The following is a 23,614-nucleotide window of genomic DNA, read 5'->3' on the forward strand; positions in this document are numbered from 1 at the left end:
TTTTCCGGGTAGGACAACCTCGGAAATGCGTTTCGCCGGGGTGCAAGGGGGGTGCAAGGCGCCCTAAACGGGACCTCCCCGGTTCTGGTAGGCCAGAACCGGGGAGGTCCCATCTTTTTTGACGCGTTTTCTTCACGCGAACCGGGTGGCCACTTCGCTCGAAAACGCTATGCTATAATAGTCAGACTTTCCCATGATACCCGAACCCGCACCCACCGTCCGCGAGCTTCTCGCCTTCTATCTGGAGGCCGGTGTCGATTGCGCGCTCGCGGAGGAACCGATCGACCGCCTGGCGGAATTGGATGCGCCGCCGCCGGCCCCGCGCGTGGCGCCTCCGGTCGAGGCACCTCGTCCTGTCGCCGCCCCCGCGGCCATGCGCGGCGAGGCCGCACCGGCGCCGGACATCGCAATTGCCTCCGCACGCGAGGCCGCGCGCACTGCGCCGACGCTGGAAGCGCTGCGCGAGCTGATGCAGAGCTTCGAGGGCTGCGCGCTGAAACACACTGCGACGCGGCTGGTATTTGCCGACGGCAATCCGCAGGCGCGTATCATGTTCGTCGGCGAGGCGCCGGGCCGCGACGAGGACATCGAGGGGCTACCCTTCGTCGGGCGCAGCGGCAAGCTGCTCGATCTCATGATCGGCGCGATCGGGCTCAACCGCAGCACGGCCTACATCGCCAACGTGATTCCGTGGCGGCCGCCCGGCAACCGCACGCCGACGCCGCAGGAGACGCAGATCTGCCTGCCCTTCATCCAGCGCCAGATCGAGCTGGTGAATCCCGACGTGCTGGTAACGCTCGGCAATCCCTCGACGCAGACGCTGCTCGGAACGCGCGAAGGCATCATGCGCACCCGCGGGCGCTGGTTCGACTACGACGCCGGCGGGCGCACCATCCGCGCGCTTCCGACGTTCCATCCGGCCTATCTGCTCCGCTCGCCGTCCTACAAGCGCCTGGCCTGGCAGGATCTGCGCGCGATCGCCAAGGTGCTGGCGGGCTAGCGAGCTCTCGTGTCCCGGAACGGTGCGGCACGCAGCTCTCGTAGGATGGGCAAAGCGAAGCGTGCCCACCACCTATCGTGGGCACGGCGCGTTGCGCCTTTGACCACCCAACGATTTCAGCGTCCGTAACAACGCGTGCGGCTCACGTCCCCTTCGGCCGCACGATGGCCCAGCCGACGCGCAGGAGCTGCTGACGACCGGTCACCAGCCATTCGAAGGCGCGCGGCACCTCCGGGACGATGCCGGGAAAGCGCTTGAGGATGTCCGGCGGCGGCGTGCCGGCGGTATCCGAGGCGCGCCAGACCACGACGCCGCCGGTCTCGCTGAACTTGGCCTGGTTGATCCACGGTGTGCGCGCAGGGTCGGCATCGATGAAGAGATGCGGCCGGCCGGAATGCAGCGTGATCAGGCTCGCAAGCTGCGTCTCGCCGGCCACCGCACGCAGGCGATGGTTGGTGCGGCGGGCAAAGCTCTCGTCGAAGAAGTCCGAGATCGCGCGCGCCGGCATCGAGGTCGCGATCTCGTTCGTGCCGGTCCAGGGCAGCAGCAGGACGGCGAGCACGACGCCGACGGCCGGCGCCACGACGGCGGCGGCCCAGACCGTCCGCAGCATCCGCGCACGGCGCATCGCGATGAGATCGCCGGCTGCGACCACCACGGCAAGCCCGGACACAACCAGCACGACGCCGGCGCCGCCGACGACGGACTCGAGCCCGAGCAGGCCGGAGATCAGCACCGCGCCCAGCGCAGGCGCCAGCGCGAAGAAATAGACGAAGTTGCGCCCCAGCGGCTCGACCGGCGGCCGATAGATGATCGGCGGCTCCTCGCCCTTGCCGGCGAACAGGCCGGCGTTGAGGAAGGTCAGCGCCGGGATCGCGGCGGCCCCGAGCACAAGGCCGCCGAACAGCCAGGCCGCATGCAGGGCGCGGGCATTCAGCTCCGCAACTGGCGGCAAGGCCGGCATCACCAGCGTCTCGGCACGCATCAGCCAGACCGCATAGGGCAGCGCCAGCACCGCGACGACAACAAGCGCGAACAGCGGATCGAGCGCGCGCAGCGTCCGGCGGCCGCCGGCGGTCGAGACCGCGAAGACAACGAGCAGCAGCAGCAGGAAGATCGCCGCGGGCGTCGTCAGCAGCAGGAGACCGGCCTCGATCGACCAGGCGAACCAGGCATTGCCGCGGCGCTGGCCGATGATCTGCCAGGAGTGCAGCAGCAGCAGCGCCCACAGCGGCCGGGCCAGGACAAGCGGGCCGAAGTCGAGCGCCGACGAGGAGAAGGCGAGCACCGTCATGGTCAAGAGCACCGCGAGCACCGCCTGCTGCGAGCCGACCACGGCGCGGGAGAGATGATAGAGCGCAATGAACGTCGCGATCTCGCAGAGCTCGGCCAGCACATAGACGCCGAACATGTGGCCGCCGGCGGCGCGATAGGCGATGTCGGCGAGCCAGACCGGCAAGGGCGGACCGAGATCGGTGCCGACCTGGTATTCACGTCCGAAAGCCAGGAGCGTCGCGAGGCTGCCGGGCGGGCTGCGGTAGAACACCAGCGCCACGAACAGCCACATCGCGGCCTGCAGCAGCACGGCGATCCAGACGATCAGCCGCGGCCGGGCGCGAATGAGCTCGATGACCAGGGAGGTAAACCGCATGCAACGTCCGAAAGATGCAGCCAACCCGTCCAGCCGGCCCTATTCGCTCACAAACACTTTGATAAGGGGCGTCACGCGTCGTGGCAACGACGGTGTGCTCCCTCTCCCCGTTCTTACGGGGCGCGACGAGCTTCGCTCGCGCTGGGAGCGTCGGGGTGAGGGGCTGCGTCGGTAATCACTGTGACAGATGGACTCGCGGAGGCTGCCCCTCACCCGCATCCCATCTCGGATGGAAGCGGCCTCTCCCCGCACGCGGGAGAGGCGAAGAGGGCAGCGGAGAGAGCCGTTAGAGACCCGCCGACGCGTCGATCTCGACGCTGGCCTCCACCGGCACCTCGACCTCGGTCACCGTAAACAGATCCTGCACCGGCTCGACGGTCCACGGCATGTGCTTGGCACGCGCCGCCGCAACCGGGGCGAAGAAGCGGCGGTGATGGACCGAGGGCCCGAGACGGTTGAGCGCGTCGAGGTGCTCGGGGACGGCGTAGCCCTTGTGCTGCTCGAAGCCGTAGCCTGGGCAGTCCTGCGCCAGCGCGCACATCAGGCGGTCGCGCGTCACCTTGGCGATGATGGAGGCCGCCGCGATCGACAGCACGATGCCATCGCCGCCGATCACGGCTTCGCAATCGCAAGGAGTGTCGAGCCGGTCGCGGCCGTCGACGAAGACGTGCCTCGGCGCCTCCGGCAGTGCCACCACGGCGCGCTTCAGCGCCCACAATGAGGCGCGCAATATGTTGTCGCGGTCGATTCGCGAGGGCGAGGCGACGGCGACCGAGACCTGGGCGGTGGCGCAGATCTTGTCGAACAGTTTTTCGCGTTCCTCGGCGGTCAGGCGCTTGGAATCGTCAATGCCGCGCGGAATCCGGTCGGGGTCGAGAATCACGGCCGCGGCTACCACGGGGCCGGCGAGCGGTCCGCGGCCGGCTTCGTCGCAGCCGGCGACCGGCCAGACGCCGCGCTTGATCAGCGCGCGCTCGCGCCGGAAGCTCGGCGGTGCGACCGCGATGATGCCTTTCTTGCCTGCGGGAACGGTCGTTGTTTTGGTCGCAGGCGCTTTGCCGGCCTTGGCGGGCGCTGCCTTCTTCGCAGCGTCCTTCTTTGGCGCGTCTTTGGCCGGTGTCGTGGCGGATGTCTTGGCGGACTTGTCCCGAATCATGGCGGGGATCGTGCGCAAGCGGCCCGGCCGGCGCAACCGGGAACCCCGCGCAATTCCCGTTATTCAGGCCGCCCTATTCCGCCAGATGCACCCGCCGGTCCTCGCCGACCTCGATGCCGGGTGCGACCACGACCTCCCAGGGATGGCCGTCGGGATCGGCAAAATAACCGGAATAGCCGCCATAATGGGTCTCGTGCGCGGCCTTCACCAGCTTTGCCCCCTTGCCGAGGGCAAAGGCCAGCACCGCATCGACCTCCTCTCGGGTCCGACAGTTCCAGGCGATGGTGATGCCGCGGAAGGTCGATGGCCTCGGCCGGTCCGGCAACGTCGCGTCGGCCGAGAGCTGATCCCAGGGATACAGCGCGAGCACCGGGCCACCGGTATCGTAGAAAGCGACGGCCTCGCCGGTCGCCTTTAGCCGGCGCGCAAAACCGAGCGCGTCGTAAAAAGCGATGCTGGCACGGATATCGCTGACGCCAAGCGTGATGACAGTGAGCCGCGGCACCGGCGGGTGAAGTTCCTTGACCATGCGACGCCTCTTCCACTTCCCCGATCAGAACAGGCTGAGCTGATCGCCGTTCCGCTTCGGCCGCGCAAAGTGATCGGTCGTCAGCTTGGAGCGCCGTTTGTTGAGGCCGAGCCTGTCGCAGGCGATCTCGAAGCGGCGGCCGATGGTCCAGGCCATTGGTCCCGTGCCCTTCATCCGTTCGCCCCATTTCGCATCGTAGTCGCGGCCGCCGCGCATGTCGCGGATCAGCGTGAAGACGTGGCGATAGCGGTCGGGATAGTTCGCCATTAGCCATTCGCGGAAGAGATCGCGCACCTCCAGCGGCAGCCGCAGCAGCACATAGGAGGCTTCCTTGACGCCGGCATGGGCGGCAGCATCGAGGATGCGCTCGATCTCGGAATCGTTCAGCGCGGGGATCACGGGCGCAACCATCACCGTGGTGGGAATGCCGGCGTCCGAGAGCTGCTTCAGCGCCTCCAGCCGCTTCGGCGGCGTCGAGGCGCGCGGCTCCATGGTGCGCGCGAGCTTCGGATCGAGCGAGGTGACGGAGATCGCGACCTTGGCGAGGTTGCGCTTGGCCATCCGCGCGAGAATATCGATGTCGCGCACCACCAGCGCCGACTTGGTGACGATGCCGACGGGATGGCCGGCACCCTCGAGAACCTCGAGGATGCCGCGCATGATTTTGCGCTCGCGCTCGATCGGCTGATAGGGATCGGTGTTGGTGCCGATCGCGATCATCCGGGGCTCATAGCCAGTCGCGGCGAGCTCTTTCTCCAGCAGCGCCGGCGCCTCGGGCTTGACGAACAGCTTTGACTCGAAGTCGAGCCCGGGCGACAGGCCGAGATAGGCATGGGTCGGCCGCGCGAAGCAGTAGACGCAGCCATGCTCGCAGCCGCGATAGGGATTGATCGAGCGGTCGAAGCCGATATCGGGGGAATCGTTGCGGGTGATCACCTTGCGCGAGGTGTCGACCCCGACAATGGTCTTGAACGGCGGCAGCTCTTCCAGGCTCTGCCAGCCGTCGTCGAAGGCGACGCGCGCCTCGGCCTCATAGCGGCCGCTGGCATTCGACTGTGCCCCCCGCCCTCGCCTGCGTGCGCGGTCGATGGCGACGCCAAGCTCTGGAAAGTCAGAGTCCACACCCGCCGGCTCGGAGGGCGCCTTGACCGGCGGGTGTTTGAGAGCATGAGAGGATGCTGCTGGACTCATGAAGCCAAGATAGCACGCAAAAGGAACAAATCAAGAACACAAACAAAAAATGGGAAAACAACCCCATGCACAGTAGCCGCCCAAATTTCGGGCGCGGTCCTTTGACCTCACGCAACACACCCGTCGCAACGATTTCGTTTGATGCCGGCCAGGGATCAATCGTCGCGGAACAATGTTGGTGACGATCGCCGGGTGAAGGTCAGCAGGAACATGACAAATCAACAACAATCGGCCGCGGCAAGCAGCAACCTCGACCTCCTCGATCGCTACTGGCGCGCCGCGAACTACCTCTCCGTCGGGCAAATCTACCTGCTCGACAATCCGCTGCTGCGCGAGCCCTTGCAGGCCGAGCACATCAAGCCGCGTCTGCTCGGTCATTGGGGCACGACGCCCGGCCTGAACTTCATCTACGCCCATCTCAACCGCGTCATCCGCGCGCTGGATGTCAGCGTGCTCTATGTCTGCGGTCCCGGCCATGGCGGGCCGGGCATGGTCGCCAACACCTATCTGGAAGGCAGCTACAGCGAGATCTATCCCGACATCGCGCGCGACACGGACGGATTGCGCAAGCTGTTCAGGCAGTTCTCCTTTCCCGGCGGCATTCCGAGCCACGCGGCGCCGGAAACGCCGGGCTCGATCCACGAGGGCGGCGAGCTCGGCTACGCGCTGGTGCACGCCTACGGTGCGGCGCTGGACAATCCCGACTTGATCGTGGCTTGCGTGGTCGGTGACGGCGAAGCGGAAACCGGCCCGCTCGCGGCCTCCTGGCACTCTAACAAGTTCCTGAACCCCGCGCATGACGGCGCGGTGCTGCCGATCCTGCATCTGAACGGCTACAAGATCGCCAACCCGACCGTGCTCGGGCGGATGCGGGACAGCGAGATCCGCGATCTGTTCCGCGGGTTCGGCCACGAGCCGCTGTTCGTCGCGGGCGACGATCCCAAATTGATGCATCAGGCCATGGCGGATGCGCTCGACGTTGCGCTCGCCAGCATCCGCTCGATCCAGCAGCACGCCCGCGACGGCCGCAAGGCAGTCGAGCGGCCGCGCTGGCCGATGATCGTGCTGCGCAGCCCGAAAGGCTGGACCGGCCCGAAAGAGGTCGACGGCAAGAAGGTCGAGGGTTTTTGGCGCGCGCATCAGGTGCCGGTGGCGGGCTGTCGCGAGAACCCGGCGCACCTCAAAGTGCTCGAAAACTGGATGCGCAGCTACGAACCCGAAAAGCTGTTCGACCAGAGCGGCGCGCTCATTCCAGAACTTCAGGCGCTCGCGCCCGAAGGCATTCGCCGCATGGGCGCCAACCCGCATGCCAATGGCGGCCTGCTCAAGAAGGAGCTGAAGCTGCCAGACTTCCGCAGCTTCGCCATCGAGGTGCCGCAGCCCGGCGGCGTCGCAGCCGAAGCGACGCGCGAGCTCGGCAAATTCCTGCGCGATGTCATCCGCCTCAACGCGAAGGAGCGCAATTTCCGCATCATGGGCCCGGACGAGACCGCGTCAAACCGGCTGGACGCCGTGTTCGAGGAGACCGAGCGGGTCTGGATGGAGCCGATCGAGCCTTACGACGTGCACCTCGCGCAGGACGGCCGCGTCATGGAAGTCTTGAGCGAGCATCTCTGCCAAGGCTGGCTCGAGGGCTATCTGCTCACCGGACGCCACGGCTTCTTCTCCTGCTACGAGGCCTTCATCCACATCGTGGATTCCATGTTCAACCAGCACGCCAAATGGCTGAAGGTCACGCGCGATCTGCCATGGCGGCGCCCGATCGCCTCGCTCAATTATCTCCTGACCTCGCATGTCTGGCGGCAGGACCATAACGGCTTCAGCCATCAGGATCCCGGCTTCGTCGATCTCGTCGCCAACAAGAAGGCCGATATCGTTCGCATCTACTTCCCGCCGGATGCCAACGCGCTGCTGTGGATCGCCGACCATTGCCTGCGGACCTATAACCGCATCAACGTGATCGTTGCCGGCAAGCAGCCGGCGCCGCAATGGCTCTCGATGCAGGAAGCAGCCACGCATTGCGATGCCGGCATCGGCATCTGGACATGGGCCGGGACGGAGGATGCAGGCCGTGAGCCCGACGTGGTGATGGCCTGCGCCGGGGACGTGCCGACGCTGGAGACGCTCGCCGCTGTCGACCTCTTGCGCAAGGCGCTGCCGGACCTGAAGATCCGCGTCGTCAACGTCGTCGACCTCATGACGCTGCAACCCAGGGATCAGCATCCTCATGGGCTTTCGGACCGCGACTTCGACAGCCTGTTCACGACGGACAAGCCCGTCATCTTCGCCTATCACGGCTACCCCTATCTGATCCACCGCCTGACCTATAACCGCACCAACCATGCCGGCCTGCATGTGCGCGGCTTTGCCGAGGAAGGCACCACGACGACGCCCTTCGACATGGTCGTGCTCAACGAGCTCGACCGCTACCACCTCGCGATCGAGGCGATCGAACGCGTGCCCGGGCTGGCGGCTAGGGCCGCGCAGGCCAAGCAGCAATTCCGCGACAAGCTGATCGAGCATTCGCGTTATGTGCGCGAGCACGGCGAGGACATGCCTGATGTTCAGGGATGGGTCTGGCCCAACAGCTCCGGCGGCAACACCCCGACTGAGGCCGGCGATTAGCCATGCCGGACACGGTCCTCGTCCTCAACTCGGGATCGTCGAGCATCAAGTTCGGCCTGTTCGACATCTCTGCTGTTGAACCCAGCCTGCTCTGCAAGGGGCTGCTCGACGAGCACGAGGCAAAGCCCCGGCTGGTGGTGAAGAGCCCCGCCGGCGAAGACCTGTTCGAGACGCGGACAGAGGCGCCGGACGCCGATGGCGGCCATCTGTTCGCCGATGTGCTCGCCTTCATCGAGGACCGGTTCGGCGAACGTCATCTGCGCGCCGTCGGCCATCGCATCGTTCATGGCGGGCCGGACTATTCAGGTCCGGTCGCGCTGACCGACGACGTCGTCGCGAAGCTGGAGGCATTGACGCCGCTTGCGCCGCTGCACCAGCCGCGGTGCCTCGCGCCAATTCGCGCGCTCGCGGCGATCCGGCCAGCGCTGACGCAGATCGCGTGCTTCGACACGGCGTTCCATCATGGCCTGGCGCCGCCGGCGAGCCGCTTCGCCATTCCGAGGCGCTATGAGGAACGAGGCGTGCGACGCTACGGATTTCACGGCCTCTCCTTCGAATATGTCGCGCGCCGCCTCGCCGAGATTGCGCCGGAGCTCGTCGCCAAGCGCAGCGTCATCGCGCATCTCGGCAACGGCGCCAGCCTGTGCGCGTTACACCACGGACGCAGCGTCGACACCACCATGGGACTGACGCCGCTCGACGGCCTGGTGATGGGCACACGCTGCGGCACGATCGATCCCGGCGTGCTGCTCTATCTGCAACAGCACGAAAAGATGTCGATCGAGGATATCCAGCACCTGCTCTATCACCAGTCGGGCCTGGTAGGCGTCTCGGGCATCTCCGCGGACATGCGCACGCTGCTGGCGAGCGGCGAGATTGCCGCACGGGAGGCGGTCGATCTCTTCACCTTCCGCGCGGCGCAGCAGGTCGCGATGATGGCGACCACGCTTGGCGGCCTCGATTGCCTGGTCTTCACCGGCGGCATCGGCGAGCACGCCAAGGAGATCCGCAGCGCGATCGGCGAGCGGCTCGGCTGGCTCGGCGTGCGGATCGATGCGACGGCGAATGACGACGCGCACGAACGCATCAGCAGCAGCGATAGCGCCGTCGACGTCCTCGTCATCCCGACCGATGAAGAGTTGACGATCGCGCGCCATTGCGCTGCTCTGATCCGCGACCGCCACGCCACGTGACGTTTTTATGAATGATCTGCCGCAATGATGCCGCCGCGGTTTCGCGGCATAGAGACTGCATCAACCCTCGGGCGGACGGATCATGAAAACCCACATCATCGAAGAGCTCGGACAAGACGGCATCCTGTTGCCCGCGCTGGTGGCGGAAGGGCTCGCCGCCAACGACCGCATCAAGGTGCGGATGAGCGCATTGCAGGCGGCGGCCCAGCATGCGCAGGAGCCGGGCCGGCCCGCCAGCGACCTTGGCGTCGAAAGCCAGACTGCGGGCATCGCCCCCGCCGGGATCGCGACGCTGATCGGCGGCGCCCATCTGATCGGACAGGGCCGGCTCGCGGCCCCCGACCTTGCTAAACTGATGCAGGAGATTGCGGACGACGCAGCGACCATGATCCGCGCCGTCGGCGCCGGCGCAGCGAGCGACGGCGAGAGAGCGCAGGCGCGGTTCGACGCCATCCGCGCAGCCGGCCTCCTCGAGGCCGCCGGCGAGATCGAGATGTCCCATGTCGCGCGTCTGACCGGCGTGGCCGACAGTGGCGGCGACAGCCTGCATCGCCTCGTCATGGATCTGCACAAGCAGCTCAACAGGCTTGCGGCGAGCTGCTCGGAGGAAGCGCTCGACGGCGCGCATGTCTTCGGCCTGCATTGCGAGGACCGGGCAGCCGTCGCCGCTTTCATGAAGGGCCTGAATGCGACGCGCGGTCTCAAGTTCAATCATCCCGGCCTCGACACCATGGCCACGCGCGTCGGCGGACGGCTGCTGATCCAGAACGACATCGGCACCACGGACGCCCATGTCGTCGTGATCGCGGTGAAGAAGAACACGGTCACCGTCACCTACACCGATGTGCATCTGGCCCGCGCGAAATTCTTCATTTCGCTGTTCGCCGATTTCGAGGCGAATTGGAGCGGGCTCGATCGTCACACCGCCGCAGGTCTCGGCGACGACAATTCGTTCTATCTCGTCACCGGCCAGTATGAGACCGGACACGCCTCCGATCGCAACGAATTCCTCACCGCGATCGGCGCCGCACTGGTCTTTCTGATCGACTGGAACAAGGCGCGCAAGCTGCTGAGGACCTGGGTCGCCAAGGAGGACGCGGCTCGCACCCTGGAATGGGCTGCGCGCCAGCGGATCGGCCATCGCGGCTTTCTCGAGCTCGGCGGCAACGATCTGCTCAGCTCCGCGGTCCGGAACGCCGCCCCCGCGCGGATCGGTTTCGGCGAGCGGCTCGACCAGGCGCTCGGCCGCACCGCCGCAATCGATTTCCTCAAGGCGTCGCTGCGTGCCTCCACCGAGGCGCTGCTTGCGGGCCGCTCGGTCAGGACGGTGCGCGACCAGATCGAGGCCGATCTGATGCGGCACCTGGATCGCGTCGACGGGGCTCTGCTGGCAGCCGTGCTGCGTCAGATCGGCCTCGCCCACGATCTCGTCGCCGCGATCTCGCGCCATATCGCCGCGTTGCGGACCGGTCAGCCTGCCGACGGCAAACTCCTGACGCAGCGCTGCGGCGCGATCGAGCAGAAGGCCGACCGGATCGCGCTCGAAAGCCGCAACGAGGTCGACCGCCTCAATGCGCGCCCGCTGATCGGGCAACTGATCGATCGCGCAGAGGAAGCCGTCGACGAGCTGGAGCAGGCCGCATTCATCGCCTCGCTGATGCCGGAAATGACCGATCCATCCCTTCTGGCATCGCTGGCCGAGCTTTGCGCGGTGGCACAGACCGCCACCGAAGCGGCCGCGAGCGGCGTCGCCGCTGCCATCGACGTGCCGGAAGGACGGCGCGCCGATTCCGAGGATGCGCTCTCCGCCGTGACCCGCCTGATCGACGCCGAACACGCCGCCGACAGTTGCGAACGCACGACGACCGCGCTGGTCTTCTGCGGCGGCTTCGACGTCGCGACCTCGCTGTCGGTGATCGAGCTCGCTCGCGCCGTCGAACGCGCCACCGACCGCTTCGCCGCGTTCGGGCATCTGCTCCGCCGTCACATCATGATCGATCTCGCAGCTTGAGGAAGTCACCATGCATATCGCGCGTATCGGCGCTGAAGCCGCCGAATTGCTGCCCGCCGAAGCAATCGGCGCCAAGGCCGCCAACCTCGCCCGCATGGCGGCACTGGGCCTGCCGGTGCCGCCTGCCTTCGTGCTCCCGGTGAAGCTCTGCGCCGACATCATTGCAGGCCATGCGCACGCCGCGCGACACCTGCGCGACGGCTTGAAGGAGGGCATCGCGTTCCTGGAGAGCGCCACGGGAAAGCGCTTCGGCGACCGCAGGCAACCGCTGCTGGTGTCGGTGCGTTCGGGCGCGGCACGATCAATGCCGGGCATGCTCGACACCGTTCTCAATGTCGGCTGCACGTCCGATGCCGTGCACGGCCTGATCCGCGCGACCGGCCGTCCGCGGCTCGGATGGGATTGCCGGCGCCGTTTCCTGGAGAGCTTTGGCGAAACCGTGCTCGAACTCAACCAGGCCGCTTTTGCCGCGCGCATCTCGGAGCTCGTCGCAACCGAGCACGCCGGCAGCGACCGTGAGCTCGACAGCGAAGCGCTGGAACGGCTCGCCGGCCGCGAGCAGGCGCTGATCGAGGATCGCGCCGACGGCTCGCTGGAGGATGCTTTCGCGCAGCTGGAGGCGACAGCCCAGGCGGTCTATCGCTCCTGGATGAGCGAGCGTGCGCAGACCTATCGAGGTCTCCAGCACCTCGAAGCGCTCGAGGGCACCGCCGTGACCGTGCAGGCGATGGTCTTCGGCAATGGCGGTCTCGCCTCCGGCGCGGGCGTGGCATTCTCGCGCGATCCGTCGACGGGCGCGCGGCGCCCGATGATCGACCTCGTCCTCGATGCGCAGGGTGAAGACGTCGTTTCCGGAAGACGCGCACCTGATACGGCCGAGGCGATCGCCCGCGAGCTGCCGAAACTCGAATCGGAGCTTGGCGATGTGCTGAAGCGACTGGAGGGCGCGTTCGCCGACGTCCAGGATGTCGAGTTCACCGTCGAGAACGGCAAGCTCTGGATCCTCCAGACCCGGGCGGCCAAGCGTACGCCGCGGGCCGCCGCCAGGATCGCGATCGACCTCGTGCATGAAGGCCTGATCTCGAAAGACGAGGCATTGGGGCGGATTGCGGAGATCGACCTCGCCTCGCTCACCGAAACCAGACTGGTTTCCCCCGGCAGACCCGCAACGACCGGCATCGGCGCCTCCGGCGGCATCGGTATCGGACGGGCGGCGTTCTCGTCCGAAAGCGCTCAGCGCCTGTCGGCCGCCGGCGAGCCGGTCATCCTGCTGCGTCCCGACACCAGCACCGCCGACGTCGCAGGCTTCGCCCTGGCCGCCGGCATCGTCACCTCGGTCGGGGCGCGCACCTCACATGCGGCCCTGGTGGCGCGGCAGATGGGCAAACCCTGCGTGGTCGGTTGCCGTGCGCTGAAGATCGATCCTGTCGCGGGGCGGGCCGAGCTCGGCGATGTCGCATTTGCCGAAGGCGATTGGATTACGATCGAAGGCGATGCCGGAGAGCTCCATCTCGGACGTTGCGAGACGATCCGGACACGGCCCGAAGCCGAGCTTGCCGAGATCGCCGCGTGGCAGGCGCAATCTGGCCGACATGACAGACGCGCCGACGCGACTCAGTGAGTGCCGGTCAGGATCTGAAAACATCCGATCGCGACCTCGATCACGATCAGCACCACGACCGCGATCTCCAGGCGGAGCGAGCGCTGGGTGTCGATGATGTCGGTCAGCGCATTGGCGGTCTCCGACACCGCGGTGAGCTTGCGCTCGAGCGTGTCGAGGCGTTCTTTCAGCTCGTACTCGTCCTCGAGGCGGGAATAGAGCCGGTCGAGCTCGGGCTTCTCCCAGAGCACGTCGGGCTTCTCGGCGATCGCGACGCGCCCGGCGACGCGCTGCTGCACCAGCAGTGCATTGCCGATCAGTTGCAGGATGCCCTTGCGACGGCGCGGCGTGCGGCCGTGCTCGGCGAGCTCCCGCGCAAACGGCTCGATCACATCGAAGACCGCGGCGACGCGGCGCTCGTCGCGCGCCAGCGACGTGCTTTTGGCGAGCGCGTCCGCAACCAGCAGCAGCCGGTCGTCGGAGAACTTTGCGAGGCAGATCGGCCCGCCCGGCTGGATCGCTTCAGTGCTTTCATCCTTGCAGAGCTGCGCCTGCGCGATCTCTTCCTCATATGGGCTGAGCTCGCCGATCACCCGCGGCTTCAGGCTGTCGATCAGCACTTTCTCCTCGGACGGGAGCAGCCCGATCAGCACCACGACGCCGTAACGGAAGATCACGGCAAGGCCGGCATGGACACGGAAGGCGGCGGGCGTCGACGAGACCAGCGTGCCGATCTCGAGACCGGCGGCATTGATGCGGTCGCCCAGCATCAGCGCGCGGATCCGCAAGGTCGGCGCAGCCTCCGGCTTCGGCGACGTTGACGCCGTGCCAACAGCGAGTTGATCGGCGTTCACAGGAAGCCTCCACCGGCACCAAAGTCACACATTTCCCGTTCGAACCTTTCTTGCAGGGCGCACCCTCCCTGCAGGAGCCGGCTACCCGCGCGCCGCGCAATGTCGCCGTAAAACTCCGGGTTAATACCCCCGGGACGCGCTTGTGCCGAAACATTCGGCAACATCGCCAACCCGCGCGTGACACATTTGGCTGCGAGGACTGGCTGCAGTTTACCATCGCACGCCGAGGCGCGGCCGGAAAGTTGCACTCGGCAACGCCACGTGTTTATGACAACATCATAACAAGCTACGCTTCTCCCGAAGTGCAGACATTGAAGCCTCAATCATGCTGAGCGTCATCATTCCGACCGAAGGCGTCGAGCAGACCGCGGTGGCGACTCTGGCCGCGCTGGTCCCCGGGGCCGCCGCCGGCGTCATCCGCGAGGTGCTTCTGGTCGACGGCACCCGCAACGGCGTCATCGAGCGGGTTGCCGACGTCGCAGGCTGCCGTTTCGTCGGCTTCGAGGGATCTTCGCAAGGCGCCGCGCTCGCGGCCGGCGCGCTCCAGGCCCGCTCGCCGTGGCTGATGTTCCTGCCCGCAGGCGCCGTGCTCGAAACCGGCTGGATCGAGGAAACCACCCAGTTCATCCAGGCCGTCGCGACCAGCGGACGGGACCGTGCTGCCGTGTTCCGCTATGCGCGCTCGCCTTACGTCGATACCGGATTGCGCGACGTCCTCCGGGCCGTGGTGCGCAGGGTGATCGGCCCGCTCGGCGATCAGGGCCTTTTGATTGCGCGTGATCATTACGACCGGATCGGCGGCTACCCGCCGCAGGCCCGCCGTTCCGAGGCACGGCTGCTGCGCCGGCTCGGCCGCTCGTCCCGGACCATGCTGCGCAGCCGAATCGTCATGGTCGGCTGAAGTCACCACATACTTGCCAAAGTCAAATAATTAATTGACAATGGCAAGTATCGAGGTGCCCCATGCCATCAAGCTCTTCCCCATCAGCCCTTGCGATCGAACAGGTCGCTGACGATCGCATCGCGGCGGTCCGCGCCTTCAACCGCTTCTATACCCGCAAGCTCGGTGTGCTCGACCAGCATCTTGGGAAGAGCCCGTTCTCGCTCAGCGAGGCCCGGGTGCTCTACGAACTCGCGCATCGCGACGAGCTGGCGGCAAAGGAGATCGGGAACGAGCTTGGCCTCGACCCCGGCTATCTCAGCCGCATCGTGCAAAGCTTCGACGAAAAGGGGCTGATCACGCGAAGGCCCCTGCCCGCCGATCGCCGGCAATACCAGCTCAGCCTCACGGCCAAGGGCCGCCAGACCTACGCCAAGCTGAACCTGAGCTCGCAAAACGAGGTCGCCGCAATGCTGGCCCAGCTTTCGGCCAGCGATGCAGCGCGGCTCACGCAGGCCATGGCGACCATCGAGGCCGTGCTGGAGCAACGTCGAACCCAGCCTGCGGCCTTCATGCTGCGCAGCCATCGCGTCGGTGACATGGGCTGGGTCATCTCCAAGCAGGCCGCCGCCTATGCCGCGGACTACAACTGGGACATCAGCTACGAAGCGCTGGTCGCCGAGATCTGCGCACAGTTCATCAAGAACTACGATGCCGCGCGCGAGCACTGCTGGATCGCGGAAGTGGGCGGCGAGCCGGTCGGCTCGATCTTCCTGGTCAAGGCCACCGACGAGATCGCCAAGCTGCGCCTGTTGCAGGTGGAGAAGAAAGCGCGCGGGCTCGGTGTCGGCCGCGCGCTGGTCGAGCAATGCATCCAGGGTGCACGCGAGCGCGGCTACAGCAGGATGACGCTGTGGACGCAAAGCATCCTGGTTGCCGCACGCGGCATCTATCAAAGTGCGGGCTTCAAGCTCGTGAAGGAAGAGAAGCACCATAGCTTCGGTGCCGATCTGGTCGGCGAGACCTGGGAGCGGGATCTCTGATTTTGCGACGAGCGCGATGCGCATGAATGTGCCCTCGCCCCTTGTGGGAGAGGGCAGCGACGCCGGCAGACACAGGCTCACTTGGGTGAGGGGTATGTCTCAGCGTATTCCGTGCGGATAGAGACCCCTCATCCGGCGCTTCGCGCCACCTTCTCTCACAAGGGGAGAAGGGAGAAAGCAATCACACCGTGGCGCCTTGCGCCTTCGGCCGGCGCAGATGCTCGTCCAGCCGCGGCATGATCTCGACGAAATTGCAGGGCCGCGTGCGGTAGTCGAGCTGAGCGGCAAGGATGCCGTCCCAGCCGTCGCGGCAGGCGCCGGGGGAGCCTGGCAGGCAGAAGATGTAGGTCGCACCCGCGACGCCGGCGGTGGCGCGGCTCTGGATCGTCGACGTCCCGATCTTGGCGTGGCTCAGCAGGTGGAACGCGATCGAGAAACCGTCCATGCGCTTTTCGAACAGCGGCTCGATCGCCTCCGGCGTGACGTCGCGCCCGGTGAAGCCGGTGCCGCCGGTGGTGATGACGACGTCGATGCCGGCATCCGCGATCCAGCGGCGAACGACGGCGCGGATCGCCTCGACATCGTCGGTGACGATCTCGCGGGCGGCGAGGCGATGGCCCGCTGCGGCAAGGCGGTCGGCGAGCGTCTGGCCGGACTTGTCATCCGCGAGCGCACGGGTGTCGGACACGGTGAGCACCGCGATGTCGAGCGGGATGAATTGTTTTGCTTCGTCGATGGAAGCCATTGCTCGCTCCTATTTCCCCAATCGCCGCCGTCATCCTGCGGCGCTCAGCCTGCGGTGCAAGCGGCGAGCCTCGAAGGATGGGCCGGGGCCTCGTCCTCCTCAGGGCTCGCCGAAGAGACCAGCACCTCAGGATGACGCCACTACTTCTGAATCCCATGATGCGCAATGGCGCATCATAATTCACGCTGCGCCCGGGGCACGGACGGTTGTGGCAACTACTGCCCGCCGCCGAACGTGTTGCAAGCCTGGACCGTGCCCTGCTGATAGCCGGTCATGAACCACTGCTTGCGCTGCGCGGCCGAGCCGTGGGTGAAGGAATCGGGCACGACGCGTCCCGTGGCCTGGCGCTGCAGCGTGTCGTCGCCGATCGCGCTCGCCGTGGTCAGCGCGGCGTCGATGTCGCCGGGCTCGAGGAAGTTCGGACGCTTCTTCGCCTCGCGATTGACCCAGACGCCGGACAGGCAATCGGCCTGCAATTCGACCTTCACCTGGAGCGCGTTGGCCTCCGCCTTCGAGCCCGCCTGCTGCTGCAGCCGCGTCACGCGCGGAATGATGCCGAGCAGGTTCTGGATGTGATGGCCGGCTTCATGGGCGATGATGTAGGCGGTGGTGAAATTGCAGGCGGACTTGCCGGAGCAGCCGCGGAAGCGCGTCTCGACCTCGCGGAAGAACGAGGTGTCGAGGAAGATGGTGCGATCCGGCGGACAATAGAACGGCCCCATCGCCGACTCTGCCCGGCCGCAGCGGCCACCATTGGTGACGTTGCGGAACAGCACGACCTTCGGACCAGTGTAGGACTGGCCGGAGGCCTGGAAGATTTCGCTCCAGCGATCGTCGATCTCGCCGAGAATGCCGGAGATCATGCTTCCCATCTCGTCCGTCGGCGCCCCGCGCTTGCCTGACGAGGCCTGGCGATCGGTCTGATAGCTCGGCGCCTGGCCGCCGCCGGTGAGAATCTCGGCACCGCCGATCAGGATGCGCGGATCGATGCCGAAGGCATAGCCGACCAGGCCGAGCACGATGATGGTGCCGATGCCGAGCCCGCCGCCGCCCATCGGCAGGCCGAACCCACCGCCTCCACCGCCGCCACCCTCGTCGCGACGATCCTCGATGTCGTCGCTGCGGCGGAAGTCATCGTAACGCATGGCGGCCTTCCCTTTGGAGCCCCCGATTCCCGGGACCCCTGATTCAGTTTCGTCGGCGCGCAGGAGCGCGAAAGCTCAACGCGCCACACACGTAAAATTTCCCTTGCCTTTATCAATATCGTGGCCGGCAAAAATTGCCTAGTGCGGCAACATGGCGATGCCAGCAATTTTTTCCGAGGGTCGAGCAATTTTTTCCGAGAGAAATTTAGGGCTTTTTTGGCGCCGGGGCTGCTCCCGCAACGCGAAGAATTGCGAAATACACTGTAAAACACGACGAATGCGCACGACGACCAGCGCGCCGGACGCGGTGCGGGGACTGCTCACGAAAGCGGCGGGTTAAGTCGATTTTTACTTTGCCGCTTCAATGTAACGGTCAGTCGGTTGTTTGGTCCCGCGTCGCCGACAGCGTCGCCTGAGTCAGAGTTCTTGAGTCATGGTAGAGTCGCGTCGCGGGGCGTCTGCAAGGGCGCCCCGCACAAACTTTGAGTCCGCCTCGCATCGCATCATTCTCGGTGATTGCGTCGCCGAGATGTCGAAGCTTCAGGCTGGTTCGGTCGATCTCGTGTTCGCCGATCCGCCCTACAATCTCCAGCTCAAGGGCGATCTCAAGCGCCCCGACGAATCCCATGTCGACGCCGTCGACGACGACTGGGACAAGTTTGATTCGTTCTCCGCCTATGACGATTTCACCCGCGCCTGGCTGCTTGCCGCGCGCCGCGCGATGAAGCCGTCGGCGACGATCTGGGTGATCGGCTCCTATCACAACATCTTCCGCGTCGGCGCGATCATGCAGGACCTCGGCTTCTGGCTCCTGAACGACATCGTCTGGCGCAAGTCGAACCCGATGCCGAATTTCCGCGGTCGCCGCTTCACCAATGCGCACGAGACCATGATCTGGGCCGCGCGCGACGAAAAGGCCAAGGGCTACACGTTCAATTACGAGGTGCTGAAGGCCGCGAACGAGGACGTGCAGGCACGTTCCGACTGGCTGATCCCGCTCTGCACCGGCGAGGAGCGCCTCAAGGGCGCCGACGGGAAGAAAGTGCATCCGACGCAGAAGCCGGAAGGCCTGCTCGCACGCGTGCTGCTGTCCTCATCCAAGCCCGGCGATCTCGTGATCGATCCCTTCAACGGCACCGGCACCACCGGCGCGGTCGCAAAACGCCTCGGCCGCTCCTATATCGGCTTCGAGCGCGACAAGACCTATGCAAAGGCTGCGGAAGCCCGCATCGCCAAGGTCGAGCCGCTGCCGGAGGAGAGCCTCGCCCCGTTCATGACTGCGCGCGAAGCACCGCGGGTCGCATTCTCCGAGCTGATCGAGCGCGGCATGATCATGCCCGGCACGAAGCTGTTCGACGCCAAGAAGAAGCTCGGCGCATTGGTGCGTGCCGACGGCGCCATCATGTTCGGCGACAAGGTCGGCTCGATCCACCGCATCGGCGCGGTGGCGCAGGGCGCGCAGGCCTGCAACGGCTGGACCTTCTGGCACGTCGAGACCAAGAAGGGTCTCAAGCTGATCGACGAGCTGCGCGCCGAAATCCGCGCCGGCATGGCGGCGGAGTAGCCGCTTCCCACGATCTTGTAGGGTGGGCAAAGCGACTTGTCCGCCATAGCTCGAAGAGCGACGGCGGAAGCGTGCCCACGTCCTTCCCAATTGACGCGAAGACGTGGGCACGGCGCAAACGCGCCTTTGCCCACCCTGCGGCGCCTTGAATGGGGCGGCAGTCGGGACTAGATTTGCCCGGTCAGCTCCCGTCCTGACCGGTGGGCCCCATGCGACGACAGTCCGAGACATTGCTGTTGGTGCCGCTGCTGCCGATCTTCCTGCTCGGCATGTTTCCGATGTTCCTGATCGCCCTGCTGGGATTCTTCGGCCTCGCGCTGTTCGGCGTGCTCGTGATCTGCGTCGGGCTCGCCAGCAGCAACGAGGCTCACGACAATTTCAATCACGACGTCATCGTTCACGGCTATGCGCGCGGATCGGAGCGCGCGGCGCGGGCCTCCGACATGCATCTGGCCACGCGGCTCGGGCTGCGGCTGGAAGCGGTCGGCGCCGCGATGGTCATTACGGCGGCAATCGGCCTTTGTTACGCCGGCTGATCTGCGTGGCGCGCAGATACCGCCCGGCAAACTCGCCGGTTGCCCTCCCGCAACGGGTTCAGGCAAGACAGGCGGCGCGGCCATGACGCTGCGTTCGCGCCTTGCAACAACCATTGGGGAGATCGATGCTCAAATTCTATTTCAACGGATCGCCGAACCCGACCAAAGTTGCGCTCTATCTCGAAGAGTCCGGCCTGCCCTTCGAGCCGGTGAAGGTCGACACCCGCAAGGGCGAGCAGTTCACGCCGGAATTCCTCAAGATCAATCCGAATGCCAAGGTCCCGGCGATCGACGATGGCGGCACCATCGTGTTCGACAGCAACGCCATCCTGCTTTATCTCGCCGAGAAGACCGGCAAGTTCCTGCCCGCCGCGAGCGTGCGCGGCGAGACGCTGTCATGGTTGATGTTCATCGCCACCGGCGTCGGGCCGTATTCGGGGCAGGCCGTGCACTTCAAGCATTTTGCGCCGAAGGACCAGAACCACGACTACGCCCATAACCGCTACCAGTACGAGACCGACCGCCACTACAAGATTCTCGACGCTCACCTCAAAGGGCGCAGCTACATGGTCGGCGACAGCTATTCGATCGTCGACATGGCGCTGTGGGGCTGGGCGCGGATGCTGCCGTTCAAGCTCGGCGACGACGCCTTTGCGCGCTACCCGAATGTGAAGCGGCTGGTCGACGAGATCTCGGCGCGCCCGGCGGCTGCGCGTGCGATCGCTCTGAAGGACAAGTTCACCTTCAAGGCCGAGATGGACGACGAGGCGCGCGCCAACATGTTCAAGCACCTGGCGACCAAGGTCGCCTGAGCGCACCGCGCCGCTCTTCGAGGCCACGCGCATGCGCGTGGCCTTTTGTGTTTGGGATTCAGGCGGCGTGGACCGAGTTCAGGAACTTGGCCACTTCGAGCTTGAGGCGGTTGCTGTCGGCCGACAGCGAGCGCGCTGCCGACAGCACCTGCGATGAGGCCGACCCGGTTTCGGAGGCGCCGCGCTGCACGTCGCCGATGTTGGACGACACCCTCTGCGTGCCATGAGCCGCCTGCTGGACGTTGCGGGAAATCTCCTGCGTCGCCGCGCCCTGCTGCTCCACGGCGGCCGCGACCGTCGACGAAATCTCCGACAGCCGCTCGATCGTGCCGCTGATCTCCCTGATGGAGCCGACCGATTCCTCCGTCGCGGCCTGGATGCCGGACACCTGCTGGGCGATCTCGCCGGTGGCCCTCGCAGTCTGCTCGGCGAGCGCCTTGACCTCGGAGGCGACGACGGCAAAGCCGCGGCCGGCTTCACCTGCGCGCGCCGCCTCGATGGTGGCGTTCAGCGCCAACAGATTGGTCTGGCCGGCGATGGTGCTGATCAGTTCGACCACGTCGCCGATCCGCGCGGCGGCCTTGGAGAGCGCGCCGACCCGGTCATTGGTCCTGCTCGCCTGACCGACGGCCTCGACCGCGATGCGGGCGGATTCCTGCACCTGGCGGGCAATCTCGGACACCGAGGAGGACAGCTCCTCGGTCGCCGAGGCAACCGCCTGCACATTGGCCGAGGCCTCCTGCGAGGCGCTGGCGACCTCCGTCGACAAATCCTGGGCCCGCGAAGCGGTCGTGGTCAAGGTGCCGGCGGAGGCTTCGAGCTCGTTCGATGCCGACGACACGGTGTTCACGATCTCGCCGACCGCCTGCTCGAACTGATCAGCGAGCCTGACCATGTCTTTCTTGCGGCTTTCGGCCTGCCGCGCCTCGACCTCGGTCTGCTCGGCGCGCAGGCGCTCGGTCTCGACCATGTTGCCCTTGAACACCTGGATCGCCTTGGCCATGTCGCCGATCTCGTCGGCCTTGCCGCGCCCGGGAATCTCGACCTCGAGATTGCCGCCGGCAAGCCGCCCCATTGCGCTCGTCATCGAGGCCAGCGGACCGACGATGCTGCGGGCGATCAGGAAGGCGACGATGCCGCCGAACAGGATGGCGAGGCCGCCGGCGATCTCCTGAACGGTCGTCGTGCCGGCGATCACGGCTTCGGCGGTCGCACGCGAGTCCTGATAGTCCTTCTTCAGGGTCGTTTCCGCGGCCTTGAGCCTGCCGACGCTGTCGACGATGAGAGGCGCGAGGTCCTTGTGGTAGATCTCGTCGGCCTGAAGCATCGCGGCGGACGTCGTCTCGAACGCCGATTTGTAGATGCCGAGCGAGGTCTTCACCGGCGCGAGCGTGGATCGCAATTCCGCTGCCTGCGGGCTCTTTTCGAGAGCCGCGAGCCGTTGCGCCGCCCGGTCTACGCTCGCCCTGAAATTCGCGGGTCCCTGCGCGTCGCGCAAGGCCAGGAAACGCCAGTTTGCGACCCGAACAAGGAGGATCCTGGATTCGAGGTCGGCGACGAGGGCCGCGGTGTCTTCGTCGACGGCTGCGCGCGCCGCATCGACCAGCTTGCCCATCTTGACGGCCAGCTCTTCGCCGCTCGGCAGCAACGTGGCCTTGCCCGTTCTCGCCTCGTTGACGGCGTCGCCGAGGTTGTCACGCAAGCGTCGCATCTTGGCAATGTCGTCGATGAGGCCGTTGTAGAGCGCTCGCCGATCCTCCGAGAGCGTCCCCTTGGCGCCGACCCGCAACAGCTCGATCGCAGCGGTTTCCCGCTCTTGCGCCTCTTTCATCGCGGGCTCGTTGGCGTCGTAGACGTAACGCAGATTGGCCCGCTGGATCGCCTGAAGATGGGTCGATATTTCCAAAACCCGCGCCGTGCTGTCCGAAAGTGCGGATTGTCTCGCGACCTGATCCTGCACCGCCCGCAAATTCCAGACGGCAACCACCGCCATCGCGAGACCGACCGCCACCAAGGCCATGAAGCCTGCGTACAGGCGTCCCCTGATCCGCAAACGAAACTTTGGCATTCCCACTGTCCACCCAGATGCATTTCACTTCGAGTGGCCGAACAAGTCCGGCAAAATCGTCACGACCACCCTGGCAGCCGCGCGTCTTTGCGACCCACGCTGCACCGCGACACAATGGGGGACACTCGTTAATTGAACCTTCCCATTTTTCGCGCGCACCAAAGCGGCGCGCACAATATCTGCTGATTTTATAGCCAGTTGCGCTACGCCCTTGGCGCAAGGCGTGCGACCCATGCAGATAGATACCTGCATGGGGCGCCCGGATGCATGCCTGCCTACGCGGTGGCCTGCTGCAATTGCCGCCCTGAATCCCTCCGTTCTCTCTCTATTTTCAATTCCGCCGGAAGGGCTTCTTCAGTTCGTACTCAATCTCCGAACGAGACATCCCGCAGTCCAGAAGCTCCCGCTCGCTCATCATGACGAGCTGACGGCGCGCCGAAGACTGCTCGCGCCTGATACGGACGATCTCCGCCAGTCTTTGCCAGACCGACGCGACCATCGCCCACGGTGACGGACGTCGCCGGCGGGCGGACCAGATCATGCTCAAGTCGGTCAGCCCGCGGCTCTGACGCCCCCTTGGGGAAAAGAACCGAGCGCCCGCTCGGTCAGGATCGAGTCGCAGTACTCGCGGATCTCCTTGATCTTGCCGTCCTCGAGACGAAACACCAGGCAATAGTCATTGTCGTAGCGCACGCCTTCGGGCGTGACGTTGTCGCCCTTGGCCTCCACGACGACCACATCGCCGTCGGAGATGAAGCGGTGCGCGACGGTGCGCGTGCGGTCGCGCAGGCGGGTGCGCACATAGCCGTGCAGATCGTTGAGGATCGACTCCTTGCCCGAGAAGGTGCGCGACCAGGAATACTGGCCGGTCACGACCCATCTGGCATCCTCGGCAAGGCTTGCGGCGAACAGGGCGCGATCGCGCGCGGCCGGATCGGGATTGGCGGCGGCGGCGAAAATATCCTGCATCAGTTTCTTGTTGGCGCTCGCGTTCATGGCGGCATCTCCGTT

20 protein-coding genes are annotated in these 23,614 nt (G+C 66.0%); 10 read left to right on the forward strand and 10 right to left on the reverse strand.

The window, feature by feature from the left end; translation table 11 throughout:
- Positions 1–193 precede the first annotated feature (193 nt).
- Positions 194–1,000: a uracil-DNA glycosylase family protein gene (locus tag GGD65_RS37315; RefSeq protein WP_179735190.1), complete on the forward strand. Its 807-nt coding sequence runs from the start codon at positions 194–196 to the stop codon at positions 998–1,000.
- 142 nt (positions 1,001–1,142) lie between these two features.
- Here GGD65_RS37315 and GGD65_RS37320 read toward each other — a convergent pair whose 3' ends face one another.
- The 4 genes from GGD65_RS37320 to GGD65_RS37335 form a co-directional block, all read right to left on the reverse strand.
- Positions 1,143–2,651 carry a glycosyltransferase family 39 protein gene (locus GGD65_RS37320; RefSeq protein WP_183238426.1) on the reverse strand — a complete coding sequence of 503 codons (1,509 nt, stop codon included), beginning with the start codon at positions 2,649–2,651 and terminating at the stop codon, positions 1,143–1,145.
- A gap of 286 nt (positions 2,652–2,937) precedes the next feature.
- The gene (locus GGD65_RS37325) at positions 2,938–3,807 is read right to left on the reverse strand and encodes a ribonuclease HII (RefSeq protein WP_183238427.1); all 870 of its coding nucleotides are present in this window, start codon (positions 3,805–3,807) and stop codon (positions 2,938–2,940) included.
- Positions 3,808–3,880: 73 nt separating this feature from the next.
- Positions 3,881–4,336: a VOC family protein gene (locus tag GGD65_RS37330; protein WP_183238428.1), complete on the reverse strand. Its 456-nt coding sequence runs from the start codon at positions 4,334–4,336 to the stop codon at positions 3,881–3,883.
- 24 nt (positions 4,337–4,360) lie between these two features.
- Positions 4,361–5,527, reverse strand: coding sequence for a PA0069 family radical SAM protein (locus GGD65_RS37335; RefSeq protein ID WP_183238429.1), 1,167 nt, complete (start codon positions 5,525–5,527; stop codon positions 4,361–4,363).
- Between the two features lie 210 nt (positions 5,528–5,737).
- Between GGD65_RS37335 and GGD65_RS37340 the strand changes: the two genes are divergently transcribed.
- From GGD65_RS37340 to GGD65_RS37355, 4 genes are all read left to right on the forward strand, one after another.
- Positions 5,738–8,152, forward strand: coding sequence for a phosphoketolase (locus tag GGD65_RS37340; protein WP_183238430.1), 2,415 nt, complete (start codon positions 5,738–5,740; stop codon positions 8,150–8,152).
- A gap of 2 nt (positions 8,153–8,154) precedes the next feature.
- The gene (locus GGD65_RS37345) at positions 8,155–9,345 is read left to right on the forward strand and encodes an acetate/propionate family kinase (RefSeq protein WP_183238431.1); all 1,191 of its coding nucleotides are present in this window, start codon (positions 8,155–8,157) and stop codon (positions 9,343–9,345) included.
- A gap of 82 nt (positions 9,346–9,427) precedes the next feature.
- Positions 9,428–11,356 (forward strand): hypothetical protein, encoded by a 1,929-nt coding sequence (locus tag GGD65_RS37350; protein ID WP_183238432.1) that lies wholly within the window; start codon positions 9,428–9,430, stop codon positions 11,354–11,356.
- 10 nt (positions 11,357–11,366) lie between these two features.
- Entirely contained in the window at positions 11,367–12,977 is a 1,611-nt protein-coding gene (locus tag GGD65_RS37355; RefSeq protein ID WP_183238433.1) for a PEP/pyruvate-binding domain-containing protein, read from the forward strand.
- Here GGD65_RS37355 and GGD65_RS37360 read toward each other — a convergent pair.
- Positions 12,971–13,810 (reverse strand): RMD1 family protein, encoded by an 840-nt coding sequence (locus GGD65_RS37360; protein WP_183238434.1) that lies wholly within the window; start codon positions 13,808–13,810, stop codon positions 12,971–12,973. The genes GGD65_RS37355 and GGD65_RS37360 overlap by 7 nt on opposite strands.
- Before the next feature lie 325 nt (positions 13,811–14,135).
- On the opposite strand from GGD65_RS37360, the gene GGD65_RS37365 reads away from it, so the two are divergent.
- Positions 14,136–14,711: a glycosyl transferase gene (locus GGD65_RS37365; RefSeq protein WP_018323337.1), complete on the forward strand. Its 576-nt coding sequence runs from the start codon at positions 14,136–14,138 to the stop codon at positions 14,709–14,711.
- 62 nt (positions 14,712–14,773) lie between these two features.
- The gene (locus GGD65_RS37370; protein ID WP_183238435.1) at positions 14,774–15,733 is read left to right on the forward strand and encodes a helix-turn-helix domain-containing GNAT family N-acetyltransferase; all 960 of its coding nucleotides are present in this window, start codon (positions 14,774–14,776) and stop codon (positions 15,731–15,733) included.
- Positions 15,734–15,914: 181 nt separating this feature from the next.
- Here the strand turns inward: GGD65_RS37370 and moaB are convergent, their stop codons facing one another.
- Both moaB and GGD65_RS37380 read right to left on the reverse strand, forming a co-directional pair.
- Positions 15,915–16,478 carry a molybdenum cofactor biosynthesis protein B gene (gene moaB / locus GGD65_RS37375; protein ID WP_092261518.1) on the reverse strand — a complete coding sequence of 188 codons (564 nt, stop codon included), beginning with the start codon at positions 16,476–16,478 and terminating at the stop codon, positions 15,915–15,917.
- 215 nt (positions 16,479–16,693) lie between these two features.
- The gene (locus GGD65_RS37380) at positions 16,694–17,623 is read right to left on the reverse strand and encodes a neutral zinc metallopeptidase (RefSeq protein ID WP_018323334.1); all 930 of its coding nucleotides are present in this window, start codon (positions 17,621–17,623) and stop codon (positions 16,694–16,696) included.
- A gap of 433 nt (positions 17,624–18,056) precedes the next feature.
- On the opposite strand from GGD65_RS37380, the gene GGD65_RS37385 reads away from it, so the two are divergent.
- From GGD65_RS37385 to GGD65_RS37395, 3 genes are all read left to right on the forward strand, one after another.
- A complete protein-coding gene (locus GGD65_RS37385) occupies positions 18,057–19,187 on the forward strand; it encodes a site-specific DNA-methyltransferase (protein ID WP_091956066.1) in 1,131 nt (376 codons plus the stop codon).
- Positions 19,188–19,396: 209 nt separating this feature from the next.
- On the forward strand, positions 19,397–19,723 hold the full coding sequence (locus GGD65_RS37390) for a hypothetical protein (RefSeq protein WP_018323332.1): 327 nt from the start codon (positions 19,397–19,399) through the stop codon (positions 19,721–19,723).
- Positions 19,724–19,848: 125 nt separating this feature from the next.
- Positions 19,849–20,535 carry a glutathione S-transferase family protein gene (locus GGD65_RS37395; RefSeq protein ID WP_183238436.1) on the forward strand — a complete coding sequence of 229 codons (687 nt, stop codon included), beginning with the start codon at positions 19,849–19,851 and terminating at the stop codon, positions 20,533–20,535.
- A gap of 58 nt (positions 20,536–20,593) precedes the next feature.
- On the opposite strand, the gene GGD65_RS37400 is transcribed toward GGD65_RS37395, so the two are convergent.
- The 3 genes from GGD65_RS37400 to GGD65_RS37410 all read right to left on the reverse strand — a co-directional run bounded on the left by GGD65_RS37400 (position 20,594) and on the right by GGD65_RS37410 (position 23,599).
- Positions 20,594–22,603 carry a methyl-accepting chemotaxis protein gene (locus GGD65_RS37400; protein ID WP_183238437.1) on the reverse strand — a complete coding sequence of 670 codons (2,010 nt, stop codon included), beginning with the start codon at positions 22,601–22,603 and terminating at the stop codon, positions 20,594–20,596.
- Between the two features lie 331 nt (positions 22,604–22,934).
- Positions 22,935–23,144, reverse strand: coding sequence for a DUF1127 domain-containing protein (locus GGD65_RS37405; protein WP_246783541.1), 210 nt, complete (start codon positions 23,142–23,144; stop codon positions 22,935–22,937).
- 11 nt (positions 23,145–23,155) lie between these two features.
- Positions 23,156–23,599, reverse strand: a complete 444-nt coding sequence (locus GGD65_RS37410) for a nuclear transport factor 2 family protein (RefSeq protein ID WP_183238438.1) — start codon at positions 23,597–23,599, stop codon at positions 23,156–23,158.
- Positions 23,600–23,614 lie beyond the last annotated feature (15 nt).

Source organism: Bradyrhizobium sp. CIR18 (assembly GCF_014198295.1).
Classification (GTDB): domain Bacteria; phylum Pseudomonadota; class Alphaproteobacteria; order Rhizobiales; family Xanthobacteraceae; genus Bradyrhizobium.